Origin of the sequence: Collinsella sp. CLA-JM-H32B (assembly GCF_040098065.1) — a bacterium.
In the GTDB taxonomy this organism is placed as follows: domain Bacteria; phylum Actinomycetota; class Coriobacteriia; order Coriobacteriales; family Coriobacteriaceae; genus Collinsella.
This window is the reverse complement of sequence record NZ_JBBNNA010000001.1, coordinates 453,450-468,314: the sequence shown is the minus strand read 5'-3', so window position 1 is coordinate 468,314 and position 14,865 is coordinate 453,450. Positions and strand designations below refer to the sequence as shown.

The following is a 14,865-nucleotide window of genomic DNA, read 5'->3' as shown; positions in this document are numbered from 1 at the left end:
CAATGTTTCCGCAGCGTTTCGGGGGTGCCGTTTTGTGCGACTCCTGTTGCCTGGCGAGCACGCGCCCTCGGTTCACGCTAGAATGCACTCAACCTTTAAGCGGTTAATCCATCCATAAGATGCACGAAGGAGCTATCTATGAGCGAACCCCTGCGCACCGTGAACGTCGGCCTGATCGGTCTGGGAACCGTCGGCGGCGGCGTGGCCCGTCTGATCAAGAGCCACCACGATGAGTACCTGGCCGCCTACGGCATCGACCTTAAGCTGACCCGCGCCTGCGCGCTTGCCTGGGAGCAGGCCGAAGCCGCCGGTATTGAGCGCGAGGCCTTTACGAGCGACTGGCACGACGTCGTTACCGACCCCGCCGTCGACATCGTCGTCGAGCTGATCGGCGGCGAGCACCCCGCGACTGAGATCTTCACCACGGCCTTCGAGAACGGCAAGCATGTCGTCTCCGCCAACAAGGCCCTTCTCGGCCGCCACGTCGAGACGCTCGCCGAGAAGGCGCGTGAGTGCGGCGTGCAGATCAAGTGCGAGGCCAGCTGCGGCGGCGGTATCCCCATCGTCAGCACGCTCGAGCACGACCTGGTGGGCAACAAGATCCTGACCATTGCCGGCATCCTCAACGGCACCACCAACTACATCCTGTCGCGCATGGACGCTGAGGGTGCCGATTACGCCGACGTGCTTGCCGACGCCCAGGCCAAGGGCTACGCCGAGGCCGACCCGTCTGCCGACGTCGACGGCTTCGATGCCGCCAGCAAGACGGCCATCCTCGCCTCCATCGGCTTTGGCACCCGCGTGACCACCGACGACGTCTACCAGCAGGGCATCCGTACCATCGGCGCTGAGGACATCGCCCAGGCCCGCGAGCTCGGCTACACCATTAAGCTGTTGGGCATCGCCCGCAACACCGATGCCGGCGTCGACGTCCGCGTGCACCCCACGCTGATCCCTGCCGACCACATGCTCGCCAAGGTCAACGGCGCCATGAACGCCGTCTACGTGGTGGGCGATGCTGTGGGCGAGACCATGTTCTACGGTGCCGGCGCAGGCTCCTTCCCCACCGCGAGCGCCGTCGTGGGCGATATCCTGTCGCTGTCCGAGCAGATCAGCCGCGGCGTGGCACCGCTGCCCGAGATCGAGCCCTACGGTCACAACCTCGCCTTTAAGCCCATGGACGAGCTCCAGACCAAGTACTATGTGCGCCTGAAGGTTGCCGACCGCGTGGGCGCCCTGTCCGAGACGGTCGATATCTTCGCCAAGCACAACATCTCGATCTCGCTCATCAACCAGGTCGAGGATGGCAAGTCGGGCGTCAACGATGCCTGCTCGGTCATCCTCCTGACGCACCGCGCGCTCGAGAAGGACGTCCAGGCTGCCGCCGCCGAGCTTGCCAGCGTCGACTGCGTGGCCGAGGTCGCCAACGTCCTGCGTATCGAGGACGTCGAGGCCTGGACCGAAGACGTCATGGCCAACTAGTCCGGTCTTCGACATACGACATATGTGCCTGCGGGGCTCCCGTCCAATTTTGGACGGGAGCCCTTTTGCTTGCGCACTCGAGGCGCATTGGCATGCTCCACGTTTGAACAACTTGACCGTTCACTGAGAACCGGGGAGCCCTTCACCGATGTGCAACCAGAGCCGTTTTTGACTACCGTTATGCTGTGCTGCGTATGTCCAACCCCCCGAAGAATGGAGGCACCATGTTGCTCGAGGGCAAGAAAGCAATCATCACCGGAGGCACGCGCGGTATCGGCTATGCCATCGCCTGTCGCTTTATCGAGGAGGGCGCCGCCGTCACGGTCTTTGGCTCGCGTCAGGAGACTGCCGACGCCGCCGTTGAAAAGCTGGCCGCAGCCTATCCCGAGGCCAAGGTCTGGGGCCGCACCTGCGACCTCACCTCGCTCGAGGCCGTAACCGAGGCCTTTACCGAGGCAGCCGCCGACATGGGTGGCCTGGACACGGTCGTTAACAACGCCGGCATCTCCCAGCGCTCGCCGCTTCTGGAGTACACGGCCGAAGAGTTCGCCAAGGTCATGGACATCAACGTCGTCGCCGTCTTTAACGGCCACCAAGTCGCTGCCAAGATTATGGCCGAGGCAGGCCACGGCGGCACTATCACCACCACGAGCTCGATGGTCGCCAAGTACGGTCAGCCCTCCGGCGTTGGCTATCCCACGTCCAAGTTCGCCGTCAACGGTATGGTCCAGTCGCTCTCGCGCGAGCTCGCCCCCATGGGCATTCGCGTCAACGCTGTCGCTCCCGGCGTGACCAAGACCGATATGGTCGCCAACCTTCCCGAAGAGGTCATCAAGCCCATCATCGCCACCATTCCGCTCGGCCGCATGGGCGAGCCCGAGGACGTCGCCAACGCCTTCGTTTTCCTAGCGAGCGACATGTCCTCCTATGTCACGGGCGCCGTGCTCCCCGTCGACGGAGCCGCCCGTTCCTAAAGGTCGCAGACTTCGGCCTCGCCCTTCAAGAGAGCTCTACGCAAAAAGGCGCGCTACCTGCGATCGATGCAGGCAGCGCGCCTTCTTTTATTTGGACGGAAACCGTATCCCAGTTTTCTAGCTCAGAACGGGATGCCGTTTCCCCCAGAGCCCTCATGAGGAAACTGCATCCCATTTTGGACGCCGATTCTGGGACGCACTTTCCGCAACGGGCCTCTCGCGGAAAGCACGTCCCACTCTGGACGACAATTCCGGGATGCATTTTCCGCGGCGGCGTTGGCTACTTGCCATCGTCGTCCTGGGCTTCATCGCGCGCGTAGAGCTCCAGCATGCGGCGGCGGTATTCGTGCACGGCGAGCTTGGCGCGCTCCAGGCGGCGGCGCTCACGCGGAGTCAGCTCGGACGGGTCAACCTCATCACCATAGGTCTTATCGGCAAGAAGATGCGCCGCGTCCACGATGCGGGCATCGATGTGGCCGCTCGCCGCCTCGGCGGAAAGACGCTCGGCAATCGTATCGAGCGTAGGCAGGCCCTCGAATACGCGACCATGTCCATGCGAGGTCAGCAGCTCGTGCTCGCGTGCGAGCAGGCTCGCCAAATCGTGATGGGCGCGCAGGATGTCGAGCGCATCGGATGGATGCTCGGCAACCTCTGCCACGGCGGCGACCGGCGCGGCGTCGACCACGCGGTAGAAGAGCTGCGCGAGCAATGGCATCAAGAACACCGTGATGGCACCGGCGGCAACCATGACCGACGCAATATCTTGCGACAGCGCGCCCGCGTTGACGGCAACGCTCGTCACGGCAACGATGATCGGCAGCGCCGTGGTGCAGTAGAGCGCCACGGTAATGCGGCCATACGCCGACACATCGCGCGTCGCAGGACAAATACCCATAGAGATGAGGATGGGCACGGCGCGAATAATCAGCAACGCCACGATAAATCCCGCGAGCAAGCCCGGGCGCGACGCCACGGCCGTCAGGTCGATCTTTGCGCCCGACACGGTAAAGAACACCGGGATCAAAAAGCCGTAGGCCAGGCCGTCGAGCTTAGTCTCGAGCGTATGGTTGCCCTCGGGGATGATATAGCGCAGGACAAAGCCGGCGGCAAAAGAACCCAACACGATGTCGAGGTCAAAGACGGCGGAGAATGCCACGAGCGTGACCAGGATGAGCACCGTCAGGCGCACGAAGGTCTGCGACGTGGTATCGGCGCGTTCCTCGACAAACGCAAAGAAGCGGCTGCCGACGCGCTTGGAGCGGCTTGGGACCACGGCCAGCAACACGCATACCACCGCAAACAAGCCAAGGATTACAAGCGTCTGGATGCCGGTTCGGGCAGAAAGCAGCACCGACATGGCGAGCACGGGGCCGAGCTCACCCCAGGTGCCATACGCGAGAATCGAGTCGCCCACGCGCGTGCCGGTGAGCGAGCGCTCACGCATGATGGGCACGAGCGTGCCGAGCGCCGTCGAAGTGAGGGCAAGCGTCACGGCGATACCGTCGAAATGGCTGACCGAGAACCACGGAGTAAAGCGCACGGCAAGCCAGGCGATACCAAACGTGACGACCCACGTCGCCAAGCCGTAGCGCCCCTCGACGCCCGTGATGCTCTTGGGATCGATCTCAAAGCCGGCAAGCAGGAACAAAAATGCCAGACCGAGCTCTGACACGAGCGAGACCTCGGCATCTACATGGATGACGCCGAGCATATGGGGTCCCAGCACCGCGCCGAACACGAGCAAAAAGACCGTTTCGGGAACGGGCTTTCCGGGAATCGCCGAGGCGATGAAGGGGCTCGCAAAGGCCACGAGTGCAATGATGGCGAGTGAAACGAATGCCATGTGATGCCTTTCTCTTGTTTGCGCTTCACTGTAGCACCCTCGCCGTCCTCAACGCGCCGCGAGCTGTCGTATCATAGTGAGGTTTACAAACATGTGGCTCAAGGCGACCGCAGGGCAGACCCCGCAAACCGACCGCTGCCGCATACCGTACCGTACGCCCAACCGATCAGGAAGGCAGGAACCAATGGTCTCTCGTATCTACGTGGAGAAGAAACCCAGGTTCGACGTCGAGGCTCAGCAGCTCAAGGGCGAGCTGACCGAGATTCTCGGCATCAAGGGCATCGAGGCCCTGAGGATCATCAACCGCTACGACGTCGAGGGCATCGACGAGGAGCTTTTCCGCTCCTGCGTGCCGACCGTCTTTAGCGAGCCCCAGGTCGATGTGACCTACGACGAGCTCCCCGCAAGCGATGGCGCCGTCTTTGCCGTCGAATTCCTGCCTGGCCAGTTTGACCAGCGCGCCGACTCCGCCAGCGAGTGCGTACAGCTCATCAGCCAGGGCGAGCGCCCCGCCGTACGCTCCGCCAAGGTCTATATGATCTCGGGCGCCCTGGACGAGGCCGCCATCGAGGCCATCAAGCACTACGTGGTGAACCCCGTCGAGGCGCGCATCGCCTCGCTCGACCTGCCCGAGACGCTGTACATGGAGACCCCCGAGCCCCAGCCTGTCGAAGTGCTCGACGGCTTCCGCGAGCTCGATGAGGCCGGCCTTGCCGCCTTTATTTCCGAGCGCGGTCTTGCCATGGACGAGGCGGACATCGCCTTCTGCCAGCAATACTTCCGCGATGAGGATCGCGACCCCACCATCACCGAGATCCGCGTGATCGACACCTACTGGTCCGACCACTGCCGCCACACCACCTTCGGCACTGTCCTGGACGACGTGACGATCGACGACGCCGTGGTGCAGCAGGCCTTCGACCGCTACATGGAGATGCGCCACGAGCTCGGTCGCGACGCCAAGCCCGTCTGCCTCATGGACATGGGCACCATCGGCGCCAAGTACCTTAAGAAGACCGGCGTCATGACCGATGTCGATGAGTCCGAGGAGATCAACGCCTGCACTGTCAAGGTGAAGGTCGATGTCGACGGCGAGGACCAGGACTGGTTGTTCCTGTTTAAGAACGAGACCCACAACCACCCGACCGAGATCGAGCCCTTCGGCGGTGCCGCCACCTGCGTGGGCGGCGCCATCCGCGACCCGCTCTCGGGCCGCAGCTACGTGTACCAGGCCATGCGTGTCACCGGTGCCGGCGACCCCACCGTCCCCGTGTCCGAGACGCTCGAGGGCAAGCTGCCGCAGCGCAAGCTCGTAACCACTGCCGCCGCCGGCTACTCCAGCTACGGCAACCAGATCGGCCTTGCCACCGGCCAGGTCAACGAGCTCTATCACCCCGGCTACGTGGCCAAGCGCATGGAGGTCGGCGCCGTGGTGGGCGCTACCCCGGCAAACCACGTGCGCCGCGAGTGCCCCGCCCCCACCGACAAGATCATCCTGCTGGGCGGCCGCACCGGCCGTGACGGCATCGGCGGTGCCACCGGCTCCTCCAAGACCCAGAACACCGAGTCCATCGAGACCTCGGGCGCCGAGGTCCAGAAGGGCAACGCCCCGGTCGAGCGCAAGCTGCAGCGCCTCTTCCGCCGCGGCGACGCCTGCCGCCTGATCAAGCGCTGCAACGACTTTGGCGCCGGCGGCGTCTCGGTCGCCGTGGGTGAGCTTGCCGACGGCCTGTATGTCGACCTGGACACCGTGACCAAGAAGTACGACGGCCTGGACGGCACCGAGCTCGCCATCTCCGAGTCCCAGGAGCGTATGGCCTGCGCCGTCGCCGACGGTGACGTCGAGGAGTTCATGGGCTACGCCGCCGAGGAGAACCTCGAGGCGACCGTTATCGCCGAGGTTACCGCCGAGCCGCGCATGCGCATGGCCTGGAACGGTGTCGCCATCGTCGACCTATCCCGCGAGTTCCTCAACTCCAACGGCGCGCCCAAGCACCAGGTCGCCCACGTGTGCGCCCGCAGCGTGTGGCAGCCCAGCTGGGCCGGCACCACGCTTGCCGAGCGCATGACCTCGCTTGTCACCGACCTCAACGTTGCCTCCAACAAGGGCCTTTCCGAGCGCTTCGACTCCACCATCGGTGCCGCAACCGTGCTTATGCCCTTTGGCGGCAAGACGCAGCTCACCCCGAGCTCGGCCATGGTCGCCAAGTTCCCCGTGGACGGCGAGACCACCACGGCAAGCGCCATGGCATGGGGCTTCAACCCCTACCTGATGGAAGCCGACCAGTTTGCTGGCGCCTACTTGTCCGTGGTCGAGTCCATCGCCAAGCTCGTGGCTGCCGGCTTTGAACACAAGCGCGCCTATCTCTCCTTCCAGGAGTACTTCGAGCGCCTGCGCACCGAGGCCGAGCGCTGGGGCAAGCCCACGGCAGCCGTCCTGGGCGCTCTCATGGCCCAAGTCGACCTGGGTGCCGGCGCCATCGGTGGCAAGGATTCCATGAGCGGCTCGTTTGAGGACGAGGCCGGCGAGCTCAACGTTCCGCCGACTCTGATCAGCTTCGCTGTGGCCGTGGGCCGCGCGGCGCGCGCCGTCTCCCCTGAGTTCAAGGGCCTGACGCACCGCGTCGTCCGAATCGCCCCCGCCACCTACGGCGAGGACTACCGCCCCGACGCCCAGCAGCTGCTCGCCGCGTTTGACGCCGTCGAGGCGCTCACCGCTACCGGCGACGCCCTGGCTGTCTCCACGCCCGGCTACGGCTGCGGCGCCGAGAGCCTCTTTAAGATGTGTGTCGGCAACCAGATCGGTATCGAGCTTGCCGAGGATGTGGACGTGGAGAGCCTCTTCACCCCGCTCTACGGCAGCTTTATCGTTGAGCTCGCCGAGGACGCCGAGCTGCCCGAGGTCGCCGATGGCGTTGTCGTCGAGCCCCTGGGCACCACCGTCGAGGGCTATGTCATCGACACCGGCTCCGAGGTCATCGAGCTCGCTGAGCTCCAAGAGGCCTGGGAGGGCGGCATCGAGGGCGTCTTCGCCTACCGCAGCGCCGGCGAGACCCCCGAGGTCGAGACCATCGACTTCCGCGCCAAGGACATCCACGTGTACGGCGGCGCCAAGATCGCCCGCCCGCGTGTGATCATCCCCGTGTTCCCCGGCAACAACTGCGAGTACGACAGCGCCCGCGCCTTCCGTGCCGCCGGTGCCGAGGCCGACACCTTCGTGATCAACAACCTCACGCCCGAGGCCGTCGCCGAGAGCACCCACGAGCTTGCCCGCCGCATCCGTGCAAGCCAGATCGTCATGATCCCCGGCGGCTTCTCGGGCGGCGACGAGCCCGACGGCTCCGCCAAGTTCATCACGGCGTTCTTCCGCGCTCCCGAGGTCACCGAGGCAGTCCGCGACCTGCTCCAGGCCCGCGACGGCCTGATGCTGGGCATCTGCAACGGCTTCCAGGCCCTGGTCAAGCTCGGCCTGGTGCCCTACGGCGACATCGTCGACGCCACGCCCGATGCGCCCACGCTGACGTTCAACACCATCGGTCGCCATCAGAGCCGCCTGGTGCGCACCCGCATCTCGTCCAACCTGTCCCCGTGGCTGTCGCAGTGCAGTCTGGACGACCCTTACACCGTCGCCATCAGCCACGGCGAGGGCCGCTTTGTCGCCAACGACGAGGTACTCGCCCAGCTGATTGCCAACGGCCAGGTCGCCACGCAGTACGTGGGCGAGGACGGCAAGCCGAGCATGGACCTTTCCGTCAACCCCAACGGCTCCGCACTCGCCATCGAGGGCATCACGAGCCCCGACGGCCGCGTCCTGGGCAAGATGGGCCATGCCGAGCGTCGCGGCGACAACCTGTACCGCAACGTGCCCGAGCATGTCCCCGGCGACAAGTTCATGCCGATCTTTGAGAGCGGCGTAGCCTACTTCGCTTAATACGTTCCCATCGGGTACAATCCCCTCGGGTAACAACACCCGCCACCGGCACGCCCGGTGGCGGGTTCTTTTTTGCTTCGCGCGTATAGGAGAAGAACATCATGGAAAGCCGCAAGCCGTATCTCGCCACCCTGCCCGGACTCATCCTGGGCTGCCTCGTTTGCTGCGCGCTCTGGGGCTCCGCCTTCCCCTGCATCAAGATCGGCTACGGCCTCTTTGGCATTCCCGCGCACGACAGCGCCTCGCAGCTGCTCTTCGCGGGTTTGCGCTTTACGCTTGCCGGCATGCTGGTCATTGTTGGCATGAGCGTGGCCCAGCGCCGACCGCTCGTTCCGCAAGCGCGTGATATCAAGCCCATCTGCATCTTGTCGCTCTTCCAGACCATCGGCCAGTACTTCTTTTTCTACCTTGGTCTCTCCCGTGCAAGCGCTATGTCGAGCTCCATCATCGAGGCCAGCGCTAACTTCCTAGCCATCCTCTTTGCCGCCCTGGCGTTTCGCACCGAAAAGCTCGATGCGGCCAAGGTGCTCGGCTGCGTACTGGGCTTTGCCGGCGTCGCACTCGTCAACCTTTCGAGCGCGGACGGCACCTTTGGCTTTACGCTCGACGGCGAGGGCTTTATCCTGGCCTCCACCGTCGCGGGTGCCCTTTCGACCTGCCTGATCGGCATCTTCTCGCGCGAGCACGACGGCGTCTTGCTTGCCGGGTGGCAGTTCTTGGTCGGCGGCCTGGTCCTCACCGCCATCGGCTTTATGATGGGCGGCGCGCTCTCCCCCACGGCGATTGCCCCCGCCATCGCGCTCATCATCTACATGGCGCTTATCTCCGCGGTCGCCTACTCGCTGTGGTCGCGCCTGCTTGCCGTCAACCCCGTCAGCCGCGTCTCGGTCTTTGGGTTTATGAACCCCGTCTTTGGTGTGCTGCTGAGCGCGCTGCTGCTCGGCGAGGGCGCTGGCACGAGCCCCGTTACCGTCATCGTTGCCCTGCTGTTGGTCTGCAGCGGCATCATCATCGTCAACAAACCCAAAAAAGCCTAGCGAGCTCACCTTTTTAGAGAGGGCGTTCGCACACTTCAGCTTAATGGAGTGCACTGGTTCTCGTTGATTTCGTACCGAGCCGCGGCGGCAGACGCTCGTCTTGCCGCACCGCGCCTGGGCGTTATGGCCGGTGGCCCCCGCAAACGCAAAAAAAGCGCACGACCATCGCAACGGTCGTGCGCTTTTTTCTAGCGTATCTGGACGCCGGCTTTCTTTTTCTCGGCCTTGACGCGGTAGAGCTCCGCATCGGCAGCGCGAAGTAAGTCTTGCCAGGTATCAACACTATCGCCGACCCGCGCGTAACCGATGGACATCCGCAATGCATACGGCACCTCGGCACGAGCGAGCTCGTCGTTAATCGCCGAACACAGGTCTATGATGTCCTGTTCCGCCGCTGCCTTCTGGAGCACCACGAACTCATCGCCGCCATAACGTGCGATAAAACCACCAGACACCGAGCAGACCTCTTTGAGCGTAGCAGATATGACCTGGAGAGCATGGTCGCCCTCCACATGTCCATACCGGTCGTTAATCTGCTTAAAGCCGTCGGCGTCCATCATAAGCAGATACACATCTTCGGCCTGATCCACATTTGAGAAGAGCGACAGCATATAGGTCTCAAAACGGTTGCGATTGTTAAGTCCAGTCAACGGGTCGGTCGAGATCAGCTGCTCCTGGTAGATGATGTAGAGCAGCAGGATGCTCAGCGTTATACCGACACAAAGGCCCGGTACCGAAAACAAAACCTGGAAGGTACCGCCCACCAGAGCGGGAACCACAAAAAAGGCGAGGGTGCGATAAATGGCCTTCGTTTGCAGGCTTTCGACTTTTCGAGCCTGAATAAAGGCATGCAAGGACGTATATATGATGTAGCAGTAGCTAACGATAGGTTGAATCATATAAAGCGCTCCGCGACGATATACGCCCTGCGCATCGATATAGAACATAGTGTGCGTCCAGTAGCTGGTAAATGCCAGCACGACCACCAATACGGTTGGCAACGTCACGATCGCAACCCTATAGCGCGCGGTCAAAAGACGAGAGCCCTGCACTGTCTCGGAATAGAAAAACCAAATGAGGCACGCGATGGCGAACAGCGAAAACGAGACCGCGTTGGAAATCCAGTTGGCCGTGATGCCTACAGGAGTGCTCACGCCGTCCGAGAGCGTCCAAATCATATCGAAGAAAATGTAGGCAGCAGACGTGTAGCCCAGCATGCTAAACAAAAGCTGCTGGGTGCTCGAGAACAGGGAGCGGCGGCTTCGTGCGGCAAGCCCGATAAGAACAATCATGCATAGCAGGAATATCTCAATCTTGAGTGCCTTAACCACTAGACGCCCTCCCTTCAATATCCAAGTGGTCAGAATCGCCCGATTCGTGTCTGGGCAATAAACGCCCCTTACTCCGCAGGGGTAAAGGGAATAATAGCAGAGCACCCGAACGTCACCGCAAGACAGCTTTCGTTCGGGCGCTCAAACGGCGCGAATTGCACGCCGGAATCTATTATCGGTAACGGTCGTTACTCACCGTCGATATCGGTCGCGACGGCCTCCTCGATAGCCTCGATGCCTTCGACCGACAGATCCTCTTTGCCCTGGCAAAACTTCTTGTCGACCCAGCCGGTCAGAATCGGAGCCATGATTGCCGTGATGATGACGGCGGTGGCGATCTGGGCGTACGCGGTGGGCGCAAGTTCGGCATAGCGCGGAGCGACCTCGGCGAGGGCGACCGGCGTGGTCATGGCAGTGCCGGCGATAGTGGAGCAGGCAACGGCCGCCTTGCCGTTACCACCGCACAGGCGCTCGAAGGCAAAGGTAATGGGACCGACGACAAACAGCGTGACAAGGCCCAGCAAGATACCGGAAATACCGCCGGTGATAAAGCTCGAAAGACTCATGGACGCACCGAGCTGAAAACCGATGACAGCGATCGCGGGATTGGCGCCGGGGACCAGCAGGTTCTTGATAAACGGGAAGAGGTTGCCCAGAACCATGCCGATAACAAGCGGCAGGATGGATCCGATAATGGTACCGACGGGAATGTTGGCAAGACCCGAAACACCGAGGATGATCATCGTGACGGCGGGGCCGGCCGTAAAGAACAGGATACCGACGGCGCCTTGCTCGGACTCATCGCCGAACTCGCCCATGATGCCCGTGTAGAGCGCCATGTTGCAAAACGTAATGCCGCCGATGATGGAGACCGAGCTCAGACCCAAAAAGTTATCGTTAAAGAAGTACGCGACGCCCAGGCCCAACGCGGCTGCCACCACAAGCTTAGGGATCAGCACGACGATACCGGTCTTGATGGCGCCCGGCGTGGACTTAAAGCTGATGCCGGCACCCACGAAGAGCAGAATCGCAGCGACGATGGTATTGGAGCCGCCGCGGCAGGCGGCGGTAAAGAAGCCGCCGATCTCAAAGACCTGTGGGCAGAAAGTGTTGAGCAAAAGGCCAACGATCATGGGATAGATCATGATGTCACCCGGGATACGCGGGACTTTGAATTTCTTTTGCTCGTTGGCGGTCGCTTCCTGTGCCATGAAACCCCCATTTCCGCTGACGCGGAACAAAAGCCCACGTCACACTTTGCTACAGTAAAGTTTGACCATAGTACCAGAAGAAGCAGACCGGCTCGGTGAGAAATTCGATTCGTTGGGTCAGGCAACGACATGGCAGAATCATCGCCCGGCAGCAACCGAGTTCACCTACAATTGCCACCGGATCGAAAGACACAGAAAGACACAACTTTTTTTAGGAAGTCATTATGACAGCTATCGATCGGGGCCGGGCGACCGCGGCCTTCAAACGCTATACCGATGCTTACGATGCCGCCAATCCGCGCATCGCACTCAAAATCGAGCATACGTACCACGTTGCCGAGGCATGCGATGCCGCGGCACGCGAACAGGGCTGGTCACCGCAGGACATTGACCTGGCATGGCTTTGCGGCCTGCTGCACGATATGGGCCGCTTTGAGCAGCTGCGACGCTGGGACACGTTTAAGGATGCCGAGAGCATGAGCCATGCGGCGTTGGGCGTCGAGGTTCTCTTTGGCGAAAACCCTGCAGACGCGCCCGCGACAACAAGCATCCGAGATTTTATCGAGGCCGACGAGCACGACGAGCTCATCCGCGCGAGCATCGCCTATCACAGCGACTTTCGTCTGCCGGCACAACTCGACGAGCGCACACGGTGCTTCTGCGACATCGTACGCGATGGCGACAAGATCGACATTATGCGCACCATCGCCGATAGCACCGTCGATACCATCCTCAAAGTGAATGAGGATACGTTTCTTGCCAGCCACTTCTCGGCGACGACACTTGCCGCCTTTGACGAGCATCGCTGCGTCGCACGCGATGAACGCGACGAGCCCGCAGACTACCTGGTGGGACTCATCTGCTTTATGTTTGAGCTCGTCTATCCAGCGAGCCGCGCGCTGGCGCGCGAACAGGGCGATATCTACCGTCTGCTCGACGCGCCCTTTGGCATTACGCGCCCCTTTGCCGATCCCGCCACGCAAGCGACCTGGGAGCGCCTAAAGGACGAGATGCGCGACTGGCTGGCGCGCGCCTAGCGCTCAAGCTGGGCCAGCAGCTCCTCGACGACCTCGACGGCATCACCGACAACCTTGTACTGGGCAGCACCAAAGATGGGGGCATCCGGGTCCTCGTTGATGGCGATAATGCACTCCGCCCCACCGATGCCGGCAAGATGCTGAATGGCGCCCGAAACACCGATACTCACGAGAAGCTTGGGCGAAACCGATACGCCCGTCTGGCCAATCTGATGGCGATACTCCAGCCAGCCGGCCTCCACGACAGGTCGCGTGCAGCCAAGCTCGGCTCCCAGAGCCTCGGCGAGCCTTCGCATCAGCGGCAGGTTTTTCTTAGAACCAATGCCGCGACCCACCACGACCAGGCGCTCGGCATCGGCAATTGATGCCTGCTGCCCCCACTCCTCGGCGGGAATCGAGATCTCGACACGAGCCTTAGCATCATCCGCAAGCGATATCTGGGTGATCGTGCCGGAGCGGCCGTAGTCAAAGTCGGGCGCCTTAAAGATGCCGGGACGCACCGTTGCCATCTGAGGACGATGATTGGGGCAGACGATGGTGGCCATCAGGTTGCCGCCAAACGCCGGACGCGTCTGTTGCAGCAGCCCCGTCTCCGCATCCATCGAAAGCACCGTGCAGTCAGCCGTAAGGCCCGTCTGCAAACGCACGGCAACGCCGGGTGCCAGTTCGCGGCCAAAGGCGGTCGCACCGTACAGAATGGCCTCGGGCTTGCGCTCTGCCACCAAATCGCAGATCAGCCGGGCGTAAACCTCCGCATCGTTCTGGCGCAGACGCTCGTCGCGACAGACCAGGACCTCGTCCGCGCCGGCACAAACCAGGAGTTCGAGGTCCCCAAGCGAGCCCTCGGGGCTCATGCCGACCAGTGCCACCAGACGGCAGCCGCGAGCATGGGCAAGCTCGCGGCCCTTGCCCATGAGCTCATAGGCAACGGGAGTCACCGTATCGTGCTCGTCGGTCTGCACGAATACCCAAATGTCTCGATATGCATCAAGGTCCACCGCGCCAGCGGCCTCGTCACGCTCGATCGAGATGGCGTTGACGGGGCAGGCGTCGACGCACCCACCGCATAGGATGCAGCCGTCGGTTACGCGGGCGCCACGGTTGGGCCGCTCGCCTTCCACTACAATGCCGCCCGAGGCACAGGCGCGAACGCAGCGACCGCAGCCGATACAGGCTTCGCTATCGATAATCAGTCCGCTCATCTATGCCATCCCCTCGATGATCTTGGCAAGTTTCGCCGCCTGCTCGGACGCCGTTCCGTCAACGGCCTCGCACGTTTGGTCGCGGTCGGGCACAAACGATCGCACGACCTGTGTCGGCGAGCCGGCAAGGCCGCAGCGCGCGGGGTCGGCATGCACGTCGGCAGCGTTGACCACACGCACGTCCGCCTCCTCGGCCGCACGAATACCGGCAATGCTCGGCATGCGCAGTTGGCCAATCTCCTTGGCGGTCGTCATCGCGCACGGCATCTCAAGATAGACCGTCTCCTCGCCGGCATCGCAGCCGTGAACAAGAGCCAGCGAGCCGCAAGTCGTAAAGCCCGCGCTCTGCACGCAGCTCACGTCGGTCACGCAGGGAATCTCAAAGGCACCGGCAAGCTCGGGACCAATCTGGGCTGTATCGCCGTCCACCGCCATCTTGCCGCAAATGAGCAGGTCGAAGTCCTCGTCGAGCGCCTCGATGCCGCACTTGAGGGCATAGGTGGTTGCCAGGGTATCGGCACCTGCAAAGGCGCGGTCGGTCAGCAGCAGTGCGTCATCGGCGCCTCGGGCGATGCAGTCGCGCAATAGCGATTCGGTCGCGGGGATGCCCATCGACACCACCGTTACGCGCACGTCCATGCCAAAGCCGATAAAGTCATCCTTCAGCGCCAGCGCGCATTCCAAAGCGCTCGCATCGAACGGGTTAATGACCGCCTGCTTGCCATCGCGCACGATGGTATTGGTCTTGGGGTCCATCTTGACCTCGGTGCTGCCCGGCACTGCCTTGACGCACACCACCATATGGAAATCGCTCATC

At 62.6% G+C, this 14,865-nt stretch carries 10 protein-coding genes; 5 read left to right on the top strand and 5 right to left on the bottom strand.

The window, feature by feature from the left end; all coding sequences use genetic code 11:
• The first annotated feature begins 138 nt into the window (after positions 1-138).
• Together AAA138_RS01930 and AAA138_RS01925 are read left to right on the top strand one after the other, a co-directional pair.
• Positions 139-1,482, top strand: coding sequence for a homoserine dehydrogenase (locus tag AAA138_RS01930; RefSeq protein ID WP_349089354.1), 1,344 nt, complete (start codon positions 139-141; stop codon positions 1,480-1,482).
• A 224-nt stretch (positions 1,483-1,706) separates the two neighbouring features.
• Complete coding sequence (locus tag AAA138_RS01925; RefSeq protein ID WP_349089353.1) at positions 1,707-2,456, top strand: glucose 1-dehydrogenase; 750 nt, start codon at positions 1,707-1,709, stop codon at positions 2,454-2,456.
• 280 nt (positions 2,457-2,736) lie between these two features.
• On the opposite strand, the gene AAA138_RS01920 is transcribed toward AAA138_RS01925, so the two are convergent.
• Positions 2,737-4,299 (bottom strand): cation:proton antiporter, encoded by a 1,563-nt coding sequence (locus AAA138_RS01920; RefSeq protein ID WP_349089352.1) that lies wholly within the window; start codon positions 4,297-4,299, stop codon positions 2,737-2,739.
• 184 nt (positions 4,300-4,483) lie between these two features.
• Here AAA138_RS01920 and AAA138_RS01915 point away from each other — a divergent pair, with 184 nt between their 5' ends.
• Positions 4,484-8,230, top strand: coding sequence for a phosphoribosylformylglycinamidine synthase (locus AAA138_RS01915; protein WP_349089351.1), 3,747 nt, complete (start codon positions 4,484-4,486; stop codon positions 8,228-8,230).
• A 101-nt stretch (positions 8,231-8,331) separates the two neighbouring features.
• Positions 8,332-9,267, top strand: a complete 936-nt coding sequence (locus tag AAA138_RS01910; RefSeq protein WP_349089350.1) for a DMT family transporter — start codon at positions 8,332-8,334, stop codon at positions 9,265-9,267.
• 188 nt (positions 9,268-9,455) lie between these two features.
• On the opposite strand, the gene AAA138_RS01905 is transcribed toward AAA138_RS01910, so the two are convergent.
• Both AAA138_RS01905 and AAA138_RS01900 read right to left on the bottom strand, forming a co-directional pair.
• Positions 9,456-10,598: a GGDEF domain-containing protein gene (locus tag AAA138_RS01905; protein ID WP_349089349.1), complete on the bottom strand. Its 1,143-nt coding sequence runs from the start codon at positions 10,596-10,598 to the stop codon at positions 9,456-9,458.
• A gap of 188 nt (positions 10,599-10,786) precedes the next feature.
• On the bottom strand, positions 10,787-11,809 hold the full coding sequence (locus tag AAA138_RS01900) for a 2-keto-3-deoxygluconate permease (RefSeq protein WP_349089348.1): 1,023 nt from the start codon (positions 11,807-11,809) through the stop codon (positions 10,787-10,789).
• A 224-nt stretch (positions 11,810-12,033) separates the two neighbouring features.
• Between AAA138_RS01900 and AAA138_RS01895 the strand changes: the two genes are divergently transcribed.
• Positions 12,034-12,846, top strand: a complete 813-nt coding sequence (locus AAA138_RS01895) for an HD domain-containing protein (RefSeq protein WP_195192939.1) — start codon at positions 12,034-12,036, stop codon at positions 12,844-12,846.
• Here AAA138_RS01895 and AAA138_RS01890 read toward each other — a convergent pair.
• Positions 12,843-14,048, bottom strand: coding sequence for an electron transfer flavoprotein subunit alpha (locus AAA138_RS01890; RefSeq protein ID WP_349089347.1), 1,206 nt, complete (start codon positions 14,046-14,048; stop codon positions 12,843-12,845). The genes AAA138_RS01895 and AAA138_RS01890 overlap by 4 nt on opposite strands.
• Positions 14,049-14,864 carry an electron transfer flavoprotein subunit beta/FixA family protein gene (locus AAA138_RS01885; RefSeq protein WP_349089346.1) on the bottom strand — a complete coding sequence of 272 codons (816 nt, stop codon included), beginning with the start codon at positions 14,862-14,864 and terminating at the stop codon, positions 14,049-14,051.
• Between the last annotated feature and the right edge of the window lies 1 nt (position 14,865).